Here is a 15887-nt window from a genome sequence, read left to right as displayed (position 1 = left end):
AGAAAGGCATGGGAAAGGTGGAGGGGTGATGAAACAATTGAATCGTGGGATGTGGGAAGGTTTATCGGCTCAGGAAAAAGACGAATGGTTACGTAGCATAATCAGTCATTTACCAGCAGGTATGAATTATGAGGGATTGGAGACGTTTGAACGATTCGATCAGTGGATCGTGACAGGTGTATTTTCCTATGATGAGGAGAGATTTGTGTTTGTTCCTGGTGATCGTGTAACGCTCGGCTGGGATCGCTGGCAGAATGGAATGAACGAGGAAACTTCTGCGGACTTACTAGAGATTGTCAGTGAGTATGGTGTGGAGGATGTGGATTCTTTTTTAAGTAGCCAGATGTCTCCAGTTAGGGAAGTAGACATTGCTCCAATGTTGGTGGAGTGCAGCAACCATTCACTTGGCTGGATTGAAGTGACGGAAGCGGAAGCGATGGCGCAGGAAAATGCCTTTTTTGCAGAAGAGTTGGAGAAATTCAAGCTGTCCGATCTGAACCAATATGAACTGCATCAACAGTTTCGTCTGGTTCGCCAAGGTGAGGTAGTACAGATATTTTGGTTCAATGAAGATTTGACGCTGGAGTACTTAATTGACGAAGAAGCAAAAGTTGGTTTTAGCTTACTTACAGAAGATGAATGGGAGTACCTGTACGGCGGTGGCTGCCGCACGTTATTTCCCTGGGGGGACAGTTTTGACTACACGATGAAATTGAAGCATTTTGGAAGCCTTGAAGGGGTGGAGGGGATTGGGAATGAATCGACAGAGCCGGTCCCTTTTTTATTTGAGGAGGATGACCGTCCATATGATCTGGAGCAGCCTAACTTTTTTGGCATTCAGTTTGTCGGAGATCCATATAAGTATGAACTTACACTCAATCATGAACAAGAAATGATGCCGAAAGGTGGGGATGGTGGGGGAATGATCTGTGGTGGTATGGGGCCATTGGTCGGTTTTCTGCCCGCTGCTGCGGTCTATTATCGCGACGGAAATGCCGACGATATGGATTGGGAGGACATGATTGATTATATGTACTATAGGAGAATAATTCGTTTAACGGATCTGAAGGTGTGATGGAATGAGCGATCGAGGATCATCACGTAATACCGATATCTCTGCCAGATATGAAGGAACATCCTATCATCAGGATGCATTGGAGAAGTATTTAGTCTTCTATGCGGCGGACAGCATTCGCTTCAGTGCAGGTACGCTGGTGCTATTCTTTCTTAACCTATGTCTACTTATACCCATATTCAGTGTTCCATTTCAGCCTTTATATGCTTATATTCTCCTGCCAGTTCTGGCAGTTATGAACGTATGGGCCATAGTCCTCATCGTGGCGCCGCGTAGGCTGCAACTGAATTATGTCTTATTTCGCGGTGTATTTGGGGTCGTCTGTTCTTTGAGCTTTATCTTAATTGTTCAAAAGTTTGCCTATGGCATGTTGGCACTCACGACACCGTGGTATGCCATTGTTTCGGTTACCATGTATGGCTTTGCATTCTTTAAGTACTCGAAGTTTCATTTGCGTAAACTGGAACAGTCTCCCCATAGCAAAAAAAAGGGTGGAAACGCCAAAATGCCTGTCGTGGCATTAACTCTTCTGACCGGAGCAGGCTACATGCTGGCTAACATTTCTCTTTTTTTTGTCACGCAGCAGACGGTTGCTGTTGTATTGATGTGTGTGTATAGTATGCTGGCGTTTGTTGTATTTCATTTTATTATGGATCTGCATCGCTATTACTGGATGCTTCACCATCGTCTTGGATAGGACAAAACATACATCGAATCTGCCTTCATTAGGAAGGACAGAATGATGTGTGTTTCATATGTTTTTTTATGTTATTTCACTTTTTGTACAGATACAGCCATTTGCTCCAACTGTGTGTGAGTCAATGCGTTATTTGGCGAGCTGAGGGTAACATAGCGATCATCCATTTTGAATGTGAGCATGTCGGTTTGATCCGGTGTGTACCATTTGGCAGTTACGCCATTGGACAGTTTTACGTCTTTGCTATTGTAGCCGAACGAATAATCTCTCGGAGACACATCCACTTTCATATGGCTGAACATAAAGCTAACTCCGTCGCCGCCAGCGCCTACGCTTTTGAACGTATCACCTGCAATCATGTGCTGGGGAGCGTAAGCTGTCTCGAAACCATCAAACTGTGCAAATGCTTTTTGCATGGCTTCTTTTTGTGCTGCGCTGTAGGTTATGTTGGTTAGCGTGGAAGGAGTGGTGTTGGCATCGCCGATGATCACTTGTCCTTTTTTGCCGTCATACGATACAGGTACATGCAGCGCATCAGCAATGGCACGAACAGGCAGATAGGTTGAGTTGTTGTAGGTGATTGGCGCCAGTTTTTGGCCATTCCCATCGGTTGGTGAATAGGCGGCGCCATCTACTTTGAAGCTGATACCATGATTGAGGTACGCCGAGATCTTCTCCAGCTGAGTACCAGCGAATACACCCGTTGCTCCTGTTAATGTCATGCCCAGTACCATCATCGTTACTGCGGATTTCTTCAGGTTTTTTTTCATCGTATATCTCTCCTTCAAGTTGTGTATATAAGTTGACCTGGGGTATTTACACTAGCCACTCCGATTGCAGTACCATCTTCCGATCGCTCTTATCCCCAGATTTTCTTGAATCCTTATATAAGGGGGGAAATACGGGGATAGCGTATGCTTCCGATGAAGCTTTCTTGCAGAAAGCTTTTAGGCGAACGCTCCGCTTCTTCAGAGTGGTTCTGCCCTCTCTGTTATGGTGTAAAAGTCAGATTCAACTTATATCGTTTGTTATTTTGTAATGGGTTGCTGTCCTTATGGCTTTATATTACCCGCTGAACATATCCAGAATAATTCTGAATTATATCCAACTTGTAAACATGTGCGTGTCTGCGGCAAGATATTATGTTGTCCATTAAATAGATCATTAACAAGGGCTAGGAAAAGAGGGGAAGTCATGCCAAACATCGATTTTGTGGCAAAAGGTTACGACATTGGCACCATTCTAGGAGGCCATCCGATACAACAAGGCAATACGTCGAAGGCGATGCTGGTCGAGGCTAGATTCGGGAAGTTTGTGCTACGTAAACTGAGGAATGAACAACAGGCATGGGCTGAATATAAAATGTATGAGGCATTGGCACCCGTAAATATTACGCCAACCATGGTACTTGCGAAGGATAGCCTTCCATATATCACATACAAGGAAGAAATGTATAATTTGCAGGTTTACATCGAGAATGTGCTTCCGCGTAGCCCAATTAACGTGGACTTCGTTCGGTTAGGTCAAGTGCTCTCCCTTTTTCATCGTGTGACGAGTCATCTTGAGATTGCCAAACAGCCGGATCGCTTCGCTTTACCTACATTATGGAGTGAAGTGTCCAGAGAAGTTACGTCCTCATCATCTAAATGTATACATTCACTGGAAGAACATACAGAGCAATGCTTGGGATACAAGGCAGAGTCTATAGCAATCATTCATGGGGATCTTGGCATTTGGAATTGGTTATTCACAAAGGAGGACATTTACATTATCGATGTTGGAGAAGCAAGGAGGGGGGATATTCATTTTGATCTGGCAGCCGCACTGACTTCCTCGTTGTCCTCATCTGTTACAGAGAGCGAATTGGGAGAGATTGCAGATCAATTGGAGCAGGGGTATACACAGGAGAGTGTTTCATGGAGCAGGAAGAGCTTATACGAACAGATGCATGTGTGGGTGGTACGTGGCCTGTTAGCCTTAATAAGAGAGAGGGGAATGGTTAGCCAAACCATCCCATATGTACAACGAAACCTTGAATTACTGAAAAAGTTCATACATGTACTTTGCTGAGAGTTAGGCTAGGACTGCTCAGTTCACTAAATAGAGGACTAGGCCGCCCATGCCGAGAACGATGGCACCAACGTATACATATGTAAGTTTGCTCAGGTTTTGTTTTGTTCTGCGGTCGTATTCGGGGTTGCTGGTCTGATTGGCTCTGGAGTTCCCGATAATCATCGTAGCAATCCCACCGAACAGGGCAATACCAATAATTAAAATATAGGGTAGCAAAGTCATGAGTTGACCTCCTTAAATGAAATGAATGGTTCTATTCATTGTACTCCAGGATAACCTTGGATGTAAGCTTTTATTGATAAATATAGGAAAATAAAGCACTTATCTTACAGGATGTATATCGTTCTGAATGAGGAAAAAAATATTATTTTTTAAAATTTTTAATTCGAGATAAACCTTGATGTAACAGGCATTCGCGGCTTTCCTGAACGGAGGCAGCGAATTTTTTTTGCCCAAAGAGTGATCCAGAATGGAGAACCCTGCGTTACACCCTATGAAGACGACGAGGAAAGAAATGATACAAAAAACATAATCGAGGAGTGAACACGTAATGAAAATGAAGAAATTTATCGCACCCATGCTGAGCTTGACACTTCTGATGCCAGGAATCGCAGGAGCGGCTTCTGCACCACAGACACCGATGACGATGATGAAAGCTTCCGTGAACACACCTGCCGCTGACCTTAGAGCGAATCTGGACCACTTGTTGTCCGAACACTTTGCACTCGCAGTAACTGCAATGGCGAAAGCATATGACGGAGCACAGGATGCAGATGCAGCTTATAAAGCACTCGACCAAAATGCACTGGATATGCAGCCGGCGATCGCTTCCCTGTACGGTGATGCTGGTGCCAAAGAATTCGAACGCATCTTCCGCGCCCATAACAAATATACGGACGATCTCGTCAAAGCAACCAAAATGGGCAACCAAGCTGGTATCAAACAAGCACAGGCAAACATTAATGGTTTTGTGGAAGAGTTCGCCACATTCCTGAGCACAGCAACGGAAGGCAAACTGCCCAAAGCAGCAGCCAAACAGGCGCTTAAAATACATGAAGATCTGGTGCAAAAAGTATTCGATGAGTATGTAGCTGGAGATTATGCGGATGCATACAAAGCCTATCGTGAAGGCTTCAAAGAAATGTTCGATGTAAGTAAAGCACTCTCCACGGCAATCACCACACAAATGCCTGAGAAATTCAAGAACAGCAAAGCGGATACGAAAGCAGCTGATCTGAGATCTGCATTGAACCACTTGGCATCCGAACACTTTGCTCTCTCGGCTTTGCAGATGCAAGAGGAATTTGATGGACGTACAGCAGCTTCGAACGCACTGGTTACGGCCGAAGCTGGAAACACAGCTGATTTCAAAGCAGCGATTGCTTCCGTTTATGGTAACGATGGTGCCAATGTGTTCGAGAAAATCTGGGTAACCAACCATGTAAATGCACAAAGCGACTATGTAAAAGCTGTTAAAAACAATGATGCCACTGCTCGTGCAGCAGTAGAGAAACGTATTGATGGATTCACAACAGAGTTTGCTACATTCCTGGATTCGGCAACAGCAGGCAATCTGCCAAAAGCAGCAGGACGACAAGCGCTGACGACACATGAAAATCAAGTCCAAAATGTATTGGATCAATATGCAGCAGGTAACTATGATGCTTCGTACACAACAAACCGTGAAGGCTTCAAAGTGATGTTCGGTGTAGGTCAAGCCCTGGGTAATGCGATCGTGACTCAATTCAACGACAAATTCCAAGAGCCAACAACACCTGCACCAGCGCCAGAAATGACAACCGTATGGATGCAGTTGAACAGCAAAAAGCTGAAAATTAACGATAAAACAACCCGCATGGACACCACACCTGTACTTTGGAAAAACACGACTTACATCCCATTGCATTTCCTGAGTGAAGGCATTGGTGCAACGGTGAAATGGGACAAAAAAGCACAACAGGTAACGGTAATGGCTGGCAAGGATACCCTGAAATTCTGGGTGAACAACAATGTGATGGAAGTTAACGGCGTGAAGAAAAACGTGGGTGCAACTGTATTTGTGAACAAAGATGGACGTACGCAAGTACCCCTGCGTTTCATTGCTGAACTTCTGAACTGGGACGTGAAATGGGCACAGAAGGATGGCTCTATCACACTGACCAAATCCATGAAATAAGAAGTAATTAATAACGTAAATCAAAAAGAAGCTGCCCCATACGGCAGCTTCTTTTTGTTATCATAAGGAGGTAATTGTGTTTCGATACATAATTTTATGCACAGGATGACGTACCGTTTGATGTCCATTTTTTGTACCTTTGCCAACAGCAATCAACATGACATCCAAGTATCTCTCGGAAATATTCAGACTGGCTTTTAATTGAGCGGAATCATAACCTGACATGGTGATGGTTTCGAAACCGGCTTCATTTGCGAGCAGAATGAATGACATCGAAGCGAGGCTCACATCTCGGGTTAATTCCAACTTCAGCTCTTCATCGGATTTATTTGCATAGTATTGTATTGCAGCATTCGCCAGATAATCTCTGAGTGATTCATCAAAAAATCCCGACTGGAAGCCTTCTTCGTGAATGTTGATGATGTTATCTTGCTCAAATGCCTGATAATCTCCCAACATGACCACCAAAGCTGAAGCATCCATCACCTGTTGTTGATTATAGGCTATAGGCAGCAATGCGCTCCGCAATTCGGGATCATCAATAATAAGGTACCGGGTGGCTTGAATATTATTCCCGTTTGGGGATTTGCTTGCAGATTCAATGAGGGATGTCAGAATCACTGGGCTTATCGTATAACTTGAATCAAAATGACGAACGGAACGTCGTTTTTCCAAAATGGTTTGTACACTCACAAAATCATCTCCATCGTTGTTATTTATGGCTCCCTTGAATTATAGTAGGCAATAACAAATACGAAAATAACGCACAAAAAGGTGGTATAGCCACTTTAAAGTATCTATTGGGGAGTGACGGCACATTGGTTAAATATAATACCGGAATAAATATTTTCATGGATATCGCTGGCGGGAAGTGGAAGTGTCTTATCCTTTTTTTTCTGAGTCAACAATCGGTAAGAACCAAAGAATTTTATGAATTGATACCTGGGATCACGCAAAAGGTTTTAACCGATCAATTGAAACAGCTGGAGAGCGATGGACTTGTTCGTAGGGAAATATTCAAGGAGGTCCCGCCAAAAGTAGAATATAGTTTAACTGATCTCGGACGATCATTTGTTCCGGTTTTGAACACGATGTGTGACTGGGGAAATACGTACGCAAGGAAAAAAGGAATGAAAAAGGATGAACATATTCATTGTGACCATGAATGAACCCAAAAGTTCAAATATTTGGTATAATCATCGAGTGATGACTTACATAACAGCTTGAATAGCCGATGTAGTCCAGAATGATGTATGATCATTTGGTATGAGCAAAACGAAGAGGGGGACAGAGGAATGAGTACATCATCAAAAACGGAGCGTCCGGCGAGAAGTGTGGATACCCGGTTATTTGTTGCTTGGGCCGTTTCCGTGATTGCAACAGGTGGAAGTCTTTATTTTAGCGAAATTAAAGAATTCCTTCCATGTGATCTGTGCTGGTTCCAGCGCATATTCATGTATCCGCTAACGATCCTGCTGGGCATTGCCTACTTTAAAGATGACGCGGGCATCACCAAATATGTACTTCCGCTTAGTTTTATCGGTGGCGGTATTTCGTTATATCATGTAACAATCCAGCGCATTTTTTCGGCTACAGGCAATGCCGTGGCATGCGGCAAGGTTCCATGTTATACGGATTATTTGAACTGGTTTGGATTCATCACTATTCCGCTGCTGGCTCTGATTGCCTTTATTATCATCATCGTGATGCTGTGGGGTATTGGCAAAACACCAAAATCTTCTTCATAAGAAAGGACAGATGGTTGATGAGTGGACAAGCCCGTTGGTTCATGCCCTTCATCGTTCTGGTCCTCCTGACCGTGGGGTGCTCCTATGAGGAGCAGTCCCAGTCTGGTGAGATGCCGGAGATGATTAAAGTTGAGCTCCGTGTACCGGACAAGGTGTCTCTCCATAAGCCTGTGTCATTGGGGGTAAAACTTACACAGGGGGGTGCACCATTAAGCGATGCAGATCATGTTCAATTTCAGATCTGGAATAAGCTTGACGAACCCGCCCCGGTGTCACCGGAACAAGGCATGATGACAGCAGAGAAGCTGGAGGAACAGGGCGCCTTAACGGCAAACGAAGCGGATAAGGGGATCTATGAGGTACAGTACACCTTTGAACGGCCAGGTACTTATGTAATTCAGGCTCATGTAACACATGAAGCTATGCACAGTATGCCCAGAGCGACAGTTGAAGCGGAGTAAGGAGCCGCGGGTGGTATGGCGATTGGTTCGGGGGACTAAATAGGTTTATACTATATAATTAATGATATTAATATTTAAGAATGATGTAGGAAAAGAGGCTGTTATGGCAACAATTCATGATGTTGCACTCAGGGCAGGAGTTTCTGTAACTACCGTCTCACGTGTACTAAACAACCGGGGGTACATTAGTCAGAAGACTCGGGATAAAGTGTATCAAACCATGGACGAACTGAACTATCGCCCCAATGAAATCGCCCGTTCTCTTTTGCGCAAGCAGTCAAACGTTATAGGTTTGATTATTCCAGATGTGTCACATCCGTTTTTTGGAGAATTGGCCAACTATGTCGAGTATCATGCCTACCAGAACGGGTTTAAAATTATGCTATGCAACTCTCACATGGACCCTTCTAAAGAGCGTGAATATGTGGAAATGCTCAAGGGTAACCGCGTAGACGGCATTATTATGGGAAGTCACACGCTGGAAGTCGATGAGTATATGAATCTGCATTCCCCGATCGTGACCTTTGATCGCAAGATTGGTGAGGACATCCCGTTTATCTCGTCTGATAATTATCGCGGAGGGGTTATGGCGGCTGAATTGTTGCTGGCGAAGGGCAGACGGCATGTGGCTCATATCTGCGGTAATCTGGAACTGCAAATGCTGTCCAATCGCCGAACGACAGGTTTCGTTGATACATTGCAGACTCATGGAATTAAGCCGGTCATGATTCATGAAACCGATCTGAATGTGTTCGATCAGCATCAGTATACGGAATTGGTGGATAAGCTGCTTGCACAGCACCCGGAGGTGGATGGGCTGTTTGTAACGAGTGATCTGATGGCGGTACATGCGCTGAAGCAGATCGTGTTAGGCGGGCGCAAGGTACCCGAAGATATTGCCATTGTGGGCTATGATGACAGTCGCGCAGCATCGTATACCATGCCTGGCATTACAACGATCAGGCAGCCGGTGGAGGCCATGGCTGAACTCGCGATTGATCTGATTCGGCGTCAGATCACAGGTGAGCAGATCGGAATGGAACATATTTTGCCGGTTACAATAGTGGAGAGAGAGACGACCTGATTCAGGTCGTTTTTTCCTATCATAACTTTTGCAGCATAGGTGTTGAACTTCTCTCTTATGCCAGATGGAGAGGGGGAATGGGCTAAGGATTACCTGCTGCATTATTTTTTTTGATTTTTATGTCAAACGATTGACATGTCAAACCTTTGACATTATAATTCGTATTGTAAGCGTTTCCTTATATACTATCGATCAGGGGGCATGACAAGATGAAAAGAGAACGGAAATGGATGAAATTATCGGTATTGTCATTGATTATAATGCTTGTATTGTCAGCATGTGGAGGTAAAGCAGCGACGGAGTCCGACTCCTCCTCTGAGGGCAGCAGCAGTGAGAGTGTCAAAATTACCATGCTCAATTCCAAATCGGAAATTAACAGTCAGCTGGAGCAAGCTGCTAAGGACTTCAATGCCGAAAATCCAAATATCACACTCGAAATTGTACCTGTAGGAAGTGGACAGTCTCCGTTTGAAAAAGCGTCTGCCTTATATGCCTCCGGCAGCCCTACAACGATGATGATGCTGGATACAGGGGATGTCGAGAAATTCAAGGATCGTGTTCTAGATCTCACATCCGAGTCTTGGATGAAGGATGCTGTGGAGAACAGCACAGCGGCTACAACGTTTGATGGCAAAAACTATGCTTTCCCATTCTCTATTGAAGGATATGGATTCATCTATAACCAGAATGTATTAGATCAGGCGGTAGGGGGTACATTCGATCCGAAGTCTGTACAGACCACTGCACAGCTTGAGGATCTGTTCCAAAAAATTGCCGCTACTGGAAAATCACCTTTGATTGTATCTCCGATGGATTGGTCGCTTGGTGCGCATTATCTGGGGCTTGCATATGGTGGGCAGTCGCCGGACCGTACAAAGGTGGATCAATTCATTACTGATCTGAAGGCAGGTCAAGTGGACCTTGCTTCCAACACCGTGTTTAATGGCTTGTTAGATACATTTGATCTAATGAAAACCTACAATATTGACAAGGCTTCTCCACTGTCCGGAACCTATGAGCGTGGACCTGAGGTGCTTGGCAAGGGTGAGGTTGGCATCTGGTTCCAGGGTAACTGGGCTTGGCCGCAAATTTCCAGCTTTGATACAGCAGATGGAAAATACGGCTTCCTCCCGGTACCTGTGAGCAACAATCCGGATGATTTCGGTAATACGCAAATCTCTGCTGCCGTATCCAAACGAATATTGCTGGATAAGGAAAAGAGCACACCAGCGCAGCAGGAAGCTGCGAAGAAATTTTTGGATTGGATCGTTTATAACGAAAAAGGTCAGGATTTCCTGGTGAATCAAGCCAGTATTATTCCGGCATTCAGCAACATTACATTGGAGCCAACCGATCCGCTTGGCAAATCCATTAGCGAATATATCAAGGCAGGCAAAATCGAGGAATCAATGAGTACACTTCCTGCGGATCACTGGTCCAAACTGGGTGCATCCATGCAGAAGTATTTGGCTGACGTCATCGATCGCGCCGGACTTGCCAGCGAAATTCAGGCATACTGGAGCAACGTGAAATAAAGAATTAATGTTAGCCCTGTGCATCACATAGAGAGAAACTCGCGGTACGCCGGAGATGATGAACGGACAGCTTCCACACGAGGTCTGTCCGACATGTTTCCGGCATAACCGCCACGCTAATCATTTGGACAGAGTGGAGGATGACAATGCTGACCGAAAAAGGATTATGGGCACGTCTGCGCACTCGCCTGATCTTCACTGCCCCGACATTATTTGCGTTTGCTACGGTGATGATTATTCCGTTTTTGTATGGTATTTATTTGACGTTTACGAATTGGGATGGCATTGCAGTCGATCAAAATTTTGTTGGTTGGGATAATTACATCGGTGTGTTCAAGGACACCGTGTTCTGGAAATCGTTCGGGATGACGCTGAAGTATGTATTTATTACGGTTGTGCTGACCAATGCTGTAGCCTTCTTGCTGGCTTACGTAGTGACCCGGGGAATGAAGGCACAGGGCTGGTTCCGGGCTGGATTTTTCCTGCCGAATCTGGTGGGCGGGATCGTACTTGGTTTCATCTGGCAGTTTATTTTTAATCAGGTGCTTGTTTTTGCAGGACAAAAAATGAACCTCTCTCTGTTTTCTACCTCCTGGCTGGCTGATCCAGACAAGGCGTTCTGGGCGCTCATTGTGGTGACAGTCTGGCAGTATGCGGGTTATATGATGGTTATCTACATTGCAGGACTGATGAATGTACCGAAGGATGTTATGGAAGCAGCCAGCATTGATGGGGCAAGTAACCGCAAGATGTTAGCGCGAATCGTATTGCCGCTGATGGTTCCTTCGTTTATTGTGTGTATCTTTTTGTCACTGCAACGGGGATTCATGGTGTACGATCTGAACGTCTCCCTGACCAGCGGCGGACCCTTCAAGAGCACTGAGATGGTATCCATGCATGTATATGAGCAGGCATTCCTTGCTCGTGACTACGGATTGGGTCAGGCAGAAGCATTTGTCCTGTTTATCCTTGTAGCCACCATTACATTGCTCCAGGTCTATTTCAGCAAAAAACTGGAGGTCGAGGCATGATGGCTGGACAATCACGTATTCTGAACTGGGTGAAGTTTATTGTACTAATCGTCGTGATGATTTTGTTTGTATTTCCTTTTGTACTTCTGATCGTCAATTCGTTCAAAGCTAACCAGGCGATCACTTCCGATCCGCTCGGCTTACCGGGTTCATTTCAATTAGACAATTACGTCAATGCGTTTGACAAAATGGGTTATGTATCCGCCTTCAGCAATTCATTGCTGATTACCGTTGCAGGCGTATTACTGATTGCTCTCTTTGCGGCGATGACAGCACATTACTTTGTTCGTCACAACAGCAAGCTGAATCAATATCTCTTTTTCCTGATGGTAGCTGCGATGATTATTCCGTTCCAGGCCATTATGATCCCTCTGGTTAAAATATATGGCTCACTCAGCCTGCTGGATAATAAGTGGTCGCTGATCTACATGTATATTGGCTTTGGCAGTCCGCTCGCTGTATTTATCTACCATGGCTTTATCAAAAGTATTCCGCTAGAGCTTGAAGAAGCGGCTTTAATGGATGGCTGCGGCAGAGTGCAGACTTTTTTCCGCATCGTACTGCCCGTGCTGCTACCAACAACTGTGACGATTAGCGTACTGAATGTATTGTGGATATGGAATGACTTTTTGCTGCCTTCCCTGGTGCTGACTTCATCCGAGCAGCGGACGCTGCCACTATCCACGTTTTATTTTTATGGAACCTACACGGTGGATTACGGTCCATTGATGGCTGGTCTGGTGTTGACCCTGCTGCCTGTACTGATCGTTTACCTGTTTGCGCAGAAGTACATTATTCAGGGTGTAATGCAAGGGGCCATCAAATAAGTTCAGTTTGTGCGATATAGAGAGACAGGAGTGAAGGACATATGAACCAGAGACCATACGCGAAACAGGAAACAGACTCCAGGCAAGAGACAGACCTTGAACTTATGAATCCCTCGACTCAGACGAAGGGGAGTTACACGCTCGCCCGGGCCAATGCTTACATCAAAGAGCATCGACATAAGGTGGATCCAACCTATCGCATGGCCTATCATTTGATGCCAGAGGTAGGCTGGATGAATGATCCCAACGGCTTCATATACTTCAACGGGATGTATCATATGTTCTATCAGCATTATCCCTACGAACCGGTATGGGGGCCGATGCACTGGGGCCATGCGGTGAGCCGTGATCTGATTACGTGGTCTTACTTGCCCGTTGCACTGGCGCCTGATCAGAGCTACGACAGTGGAGGCTGCTTCTCCGGGAGTGCAATCGTTCAGGATGGCAAGCTGGTGCTGATGTACACGGGGCATGTCGTAACTGGACCGGACAAGGATAACGATTACCGGCAGACACAGAATATCGCTGTATCGGACAACGGGATTGATTTTGTCAAAAGCGCGCTGAATCCGGTCATTCGACTGGATCAGATTCCGGAGCATACGAGTACGAAGGACTTCCGTGATCCTAAGGTGTTTGAACGAAACGGGGTGTACTATTGCGTCCTTGGATCGAATGATGCTGCGGGCAAAGGAGTCATTCTGCTTTACCGTTCAACGGACTTGCTGGATTGGAGTTATGTTAACATTTTGGCCCAGAGTGACGGGACTCTGGGAGACAATTGGGAATGTCCCGATCTGTTTGCACTGGATGGCCGAGATGTGCTGATCATGTCCCCGCAGCGCATGCCTGCTCAGGGAGATAACTACCGCAACTTGCATTCCACCGTTTATATGATGGGAACTTTGGATGAAGGTCAGGGTGTGCTGGAGTACGGGCAATATGTTCCGCTGGACTGTGGCTTCGACTTTTATGCACCTCAAACGATGGAGGATGCACAGGGGCGCCGGATTATGGTGGCCTGGATGGATACGTGGGAAACTGAAATCCCAACACAACAGTCCCATGCCTGGGCTGGTGCGATGACTTTGCCAAGACAACTGATCCGGAGGGGAGAGCGATTGATATTCCAGCCTCTTCCCGAACTTAGACAGTACAGGTCGGAAGGCACCGAGTATTATGGTACACGTTTAAACGGTGGTGAACATGATCTTGGAGTCAGCGGAGACCGTTATGAACTGCATGCTTTATTTGAAGCGGAGCAGGCACAGCACTTCGGGTTGAAACTGCGCACGGGTGAGGATGAAGAGACAGTGATTTCCTATGATGTAGAGCAGCGCCGTCTATGCCTGAATCGCGAGCATGCGGGGCAAGGGCCGGGCGGCGAACGAGCTACGGCAGTGGAACTGCGTGACGGGAAGCTGGAGCTTCATATTTTTGTGGATGTCAGCTCGGTTGAAGTTTTCATTCAGCAGGGAGAGCAGGTGATGACAGGGCGGATATACCCTGGGCCGAACTCGACAGGTATTAAGGCTTTCTCGTCGGGAACATGCACATTGACCGAGTTTCGCAAATGGGATTTACGAGTTCCGCATTAAAAAATTAAAAATAAACGACCTTGACCTTGAAGTATACTTCAAGGTTTATTCTTGATTTATCAAGAATATTGGAGGTTAAATGATGAGAATTTTGGAATGGATTTTAGTAATCATGACAGTTATTAGTGCAGTGGTCATGTTGGTGGCTCCCAAACGCCGGGTAGTGGGGGGCGGTACGTTGTCGGCACTGGCGCTGGCTATCCTTTTGCATGGGGTAATTGATCATTTTCGTGTGCAGTTGCTGCCTACCTATATCGTGGCCCTTGTTTTACTGATTGTATTGTCCGTTCAATTATGGAAGTCCGGGCGCAATATTCAGAATACACAGAAACAGAAACGTCGATCGTGGTTCAAAATCATTTTGGCATCCATTCTGGTGCTGGCTCTTAGTGCAGGTACAATTGTGCTGACGTCGTTTTTCCCTGCATTCACGATGCCCGAATCGACGGGTTCATTTGCCATAGGAACCTTTTCGCAGCAGTTAACGGATGATTCCCGGGAAGAGACCAAATCGGATGAAGTGGGAGATAAGCGGGAACTCATGATCAACGTCTGGTATCCTGTAGATCAGGAAACAGCCAAAGGATTGCCGCTAGAGCATTATCCTGCCGAGTTGGGAGAGGCGATCAGTCTGGTATTTGGCATTCCACCAGTGGTATTCAGTTACCTTGACACGATTCCGACACATGTTGTTAAAGGTGCTGAGGTATCTGCCGCTCAGAGCAAGTATCCTGTATTACTGTTTTCACCAGGGATACGTTCTACTCGCTTTCAAAGTATGACCGCGATCGAGGAACTCGTGAGCCACGGCTACATTGTGGTTGGTATCGACCATCCGTATACATCCGCACAAGTTACATTCTCGGATGGCCATGTCGCTTCTTATCAGCCGGACCCTGACTTCCCAACCTCCAAAGAACTATATCAATATAATATAAAAGGTATAGGTATTCGTGCAGAGGATGCAAGCTTTGTACTGGACACTCTCACGCAGTGGAATTCACATGATCCGAATCAATTGCTCGAAGGCAAGCTTGATCTGGATTCTGTCGGTATCTTTGGTCACTCCTACGGCGGTGCAACCACGGCGGAAGCGCTGGCTCAGGATGACCGTTTCAAAGCAGGACTTAGTTTGGAAGGCGGATTCTGGGGTAAAGTATCCACGACAGCCTTGAAACAGCCGTTTATGTATATCATGTCGGGTGGGACAGCCAAAAGTCTGGACCCGGACGCCACTGCCAAGGATAAAGTATTTTATCCCGAGTTTGAGCCGGATTTGTATCGAGTGATGACAAGCAGTCTCAATGACACCTATTATCTGACAGTGGAGAATTTCTTTCATCAAAGCTTTACGGATATTTCGTTAATTTCACCGAAAATGTTTGCCAGAGGCATAACAGCGGAACATAATGTAGATATCACCAGATCATATACGCTGGCATTCTTTGATCGTTACCTCAAAGGAGAAGAGCAGCCATTGTTAGAAGGCTCTTCATCCCAATTTCCTGAGGCCACTTATGACACCAAGTATACCAAGCTACATCACAAAAAAGCGGAATAACCCCGCAGAAGGATGGAGGGT

At 45.7% G+C, this 15887-nt stretch carries 16 protein-coding genes; 13 read left to right on the top strand and 3 right to left on the bottom strand.

Annotation, left to right across the window (positions count from 1 at the left end):
• Nucleotides 1-28: 28 nt before the first annotated feature.
• Both ACR32F_RS27975 and ACR32F_RS27970 read left to right on the top strand, forming a co-directional pair.
• Entirely contained in the window at nucleotides 29-1075 is a 1047-nt protein-coding gene (locus ACR32F_RS27975; protein ID WP_440112858.1) for a hypothetical protein, read from the top strand.
• A 4-nt stretch (nucleotides 1076-1079) separates the two neighbouring features.
• The gene (locus ACR32F_RS27970) at nucleotides 1080-1772 is read left to right on the top strand and encodes a hypothetical protein (protein WP_440112856.1); all 693 of its coding nucleotides are present in this window, start codon (nucleotides 1080-1082) and stop codon (nucleotides 1770-1772) included.
• Between the two features lie 71 nt (nucleotides 1773-1843).
• Here the strand turns inward: ACR32F_RS27970 and ACR32F_RS27965 are convergent, their stop codons facing one another.
• Nucleotides 1844-2542: a stalk domain-containing protein gene (locus ACR32F_RS27965; RefSeq protein WP_440112854.1), complete on the bottom strand. Its 699-nt coding sequence runs from the start codon at nucleotides 2540-2542 to the stop codon at nucleotides 1844-1846.
• 424 nt (nucleotides 2543-2966) lie between these two features.
• On the opposite strand from ACR32F_RS27965, the gene ACR32F_RS27960 reads away from it, so the two are divergent.
• Nucleotides 2967-3842 carry a phosphotransferase gene (locus ACR32F_RS27960; protein ID WP_440112852.1) on the top strand — a complete coding sequence of 292 codons (876 nt, stop codon included), beginning with the start codon at nucleotides 2967-2969 and terminating at the stop codon, nucleotides 3840-3842.
• An 18-nt stretch (nucleotides 3843-3860) separates the two neighbouring features.
• Here ACR32F_RS27960 and ACR32F_RS27955 read toward each other — a convergent pair whose 3' ends face one another.
• Complete coding sequence (locus tag ACR32F_RS27955) at nucleotides 3861-4067, bottom strand: hypothetical protein (RefSeq protein WP_440112850.1); 207 nt, start codon at nucleotides 4065-4067, stop codon at nucleotides 3861-3863.
• 328 nt (nucleotides 4068-4395) lie between these two features.
• On the opposite strand from ACR32F_RS27955, the gene ACR32F_RS27950 reads away from it, so the two are divergent.
• Entirely contained in the window at nucleotides 4396-6021 is a 1626-nt protein-coding gene (locus ACR32F_RS27950; RefSeq protein WP_440112848.1) for a copper amine oxidase N-terminal domain-containing protein, read from the top strand.
• Between the two features lie 60 nt (nucleotides 6022-6081).
• Here the strand turns inward: ACR32F_RS27950 and ACR32F_RS27945 are convergent, their stop codons facing one another.
• Nucleotides 6082-6714, bottom strand: coding sequence for a nitroreductase family protein (locus tag ACR32F_RS27945; RefSeq protein WP_440112846.1), 633 nt, complete (start codon nucleotides 6712-6714; stop codon nucleotides 6082-6084).
• 158 nt (nucleotides 6715-6872) lie between these two features.
• Between ACR32F_RS27945 and ACR32F_RS27940 the strand changes: the two genes are divergently transcribed.
• The 9 genes from ACR32F_RS27940 to ACR32F_RS27900 all read left to right on the top strand — a co-directional run bounded on the left by ACR32F_RS27940 (nucleotide 6873) and on the right by ACR32F_RS27900 (nucleotide 15866).
• Nucleotides 6873-7190, top strand: a complete 318-nt coding sequence (locus tag ACR32F_RS27940) for a winged helix-turn-helix transcriptional regulator (protein WP_440120038.1) — start codon at nucleotides 6873-6875, stop codon at nucleotides 7188-7190.
• A 126-nt stretch (nucleotides 7191-7316) separates the two neighbouring features.
• Complete coding sequence (locus tag ACR32F_RS27935; RefSeq protein ID WP_440112844.1) at nucleotides 7317-7769, top strand: disulfide oxidoreductase; 453 nt, start codon at nucleotides 7317-7319, stop codon at nucleotides 7767-7769.
• A 17-nt stretch (nucleotides 7770-7786) separates the two neighbouring features.
• The gene (locus ACR32F_RS27930; RefSeq protein ID WP_440112842.1) at nucleotides 7787-8230 is read left to right on the top strand and encodes a FixH family protein; all 444 of its coding nucleotides are present in this window, start codon (nucleotides 7787-7789) and stop codon (nucleotides 8228-8230) included.
• Nucleotides 8231-8333: 103 nt separating this feature from the next.
• Complete coding sequence (locus ACR32F_RS27925) at nucleotides 8334-9314, top strand: LacI family DNA-binding transcriptional regulator (RefSeq protein ID WP_440112840.1); 981 nt, start codon at nucleotides 8334-8336, stop codon at nucleotides 9312-9314.
• Nucleotides 9315-9523: 209 nt separating this feature from the next.
• Nucleotides 9524-10849 (top strand): ABC transporter substrate-binding protein, encoded by a 1326-nt coding sequence (locus ACR32F_RS27920; RefSeq protein WP_440112838.1) that lies wholly within the window; start codon nucleotides 9524-9526, stop codon nucleotides 10847-10849.
• A gap of 146 nt (nucleotides 10850-10995) precedes the next feature.
• Complete coding sequence (locus ACR32F_RS27915; RefSeq protein ID WP_440112836.1) at nucleotides 10996-11880, top strand: carbohydrate ABC transporter permease; 885 nt, start codon at nucleotides 10996-10998, stop codon at nucleotides 11878-11880.
• On the top strand, nucleotides 11877-12707 hold the full coding sequence (locus tag ACR32F_RS27910) for a carbohydrate ABC transporter permease (protein ID WP_440112834.1): 831 nt from the start codon (nucleotides 11877-11879) through the stop codon (nucleotides 12705-12707). Before ACR32F_RS27915 ends, ACR32F_RS27910 begins: the two co-directional genes overlap by 4 nt.
• 41 nt (nucleotides 12708-12748) lie before the next feature.
• Complete coding sequence (locus tag ACR32F_RS27905) at nucleotides 12749-14305, top strand: glycoside hydrolase family 32 protein (protein WP_440112832.1); 1557 nt, start codon at nucleotides 12749-12751, stop codon at nucleotides 14303-14305.
• Between the two features lie 79 nt (nucleotides 14306-14384).
• A complete protein-coding gene (locus tag ACR32F_RS27900; RefSeq protein WP_440112831.1) occupies nucleotides 14385-15866 on the top strand; it encodes an alpha/beta hydrolase family protein in 1482 nt (493 codons plus the stop codon).
• The last annotated feature ends 21 nt before the right edge of the window (nucleotides 15867-15887 follow it).

It is taken from the genome of Paenibacillus hebaui, from assembly GCF_051934385.1.
Lineage (GTDB): Bacteria > Bacillota > Bacilli > Paenibacillales > Paenibacillaceae > Paenibacillus.
This window is presented reverse-complemented; position numbering and strand designations above follow the sequence as displayed.

Coding starts and splice junctions, on each gene's coding strand:
- ACR32F_RS27970 (WP_440112856.1), top strand. CDS start 1,080: ATGAGCGATCGAGGATCATCACGTAATACCGATATCTCTGCCAGATAT.
- ACR32F_RS27920 (WP_440112838.1), top strand. CDS start 9,524: ATGAAAAGAGAACGGAAATGGATGAAATTATCGGTATTGTCATTGATT.
- ACR32F_RS27910 (WP_440112834.1), top strand. CDS start 11,877: ATGATGGCTGGACAATCACGTATTCTGAACTGGGTGAAGTTTATTGTA.
- ACR32F_RS27940 (WP_440120038.1), top strand. CDS start 6,873: ATGGATATCGCTGGCGGGAAGTGGAAGTGTCTTATCCTTTTTTTTCTG.
- ACR32F_RS27960 (WP_440112852.1), top strand. CDS start 2,967: ATGCCAAACATCGATTTTGTGGCAAAAGGTTACGACATTGGCACCATT.
- ACR32F_RS27975 (WP_440112858.1), top strand. CDS start 29: ATGAAACAATTGAATCGTGGGATGTGGGAAGGTTTATCGGCTCAGGAA.
- ACR32F_RS27935 (WP_440112844.1), top strand. CDS start 7,317: ATGAGTACATCATCAAAAACGGAGCGTCCGGCGAGAAGTGTGGATACC.
- ACR32F_RS27915 (WP_440112836.1), top strand. CDS start 10,996: ATGCTGACCGAAAAAGGATTATGGGCACGTCTGCGCACTCGCCTGATC.
- ACR32F_RS27905 (WP_440112832.1), top strand. CDS start 12,749: ATGAACCAGAGACCATACGCGAAACAGGAAACAGACTCCAGGCAAGAG.
- ACR32F_RS27950 (WP_440112848.1), top strand. CDS start 4,396: ATGAAAATGAAGAAATTTATCGCACCCATGCTGAGCTTGACACTTCTG.
- ACR32F_RS27925 (WP_440112840.1), top strand. CDS start 8,334: ATGGCAACAATTCATGATGTTGCACTCAGGGCAGGAGTTTCTGTAACT.
- ACR32F_RS27900 (WP_440112831.1), top strand. CDS start 14,385: ATGATGAGAATTTTGGAATGGATTTTAGTAATCATGACAGTTATTAGT.
- ACR32F_RS27930 (WP_440112842.1), top strand. CDS start 7,787: ATGAGTGGACAAGCCCGTTGGTTCATGCCCTTCATCGTTCTGGTCCTC.
- ACR32F_RS27965 (WP_440112854.1), bottom strand. CDS start 2,542: ATGAAAAAAAACCTGAAGAAATCCGCAGTAACGATGATGGTACTGGGC.
- ACR32F_RS27955 (WP_440112850.1), bottom strand. CDS start 4,067: ATGACTTTGCTACCCTATATTTTAATTATTGGTATTGCCCTGTTCGGT.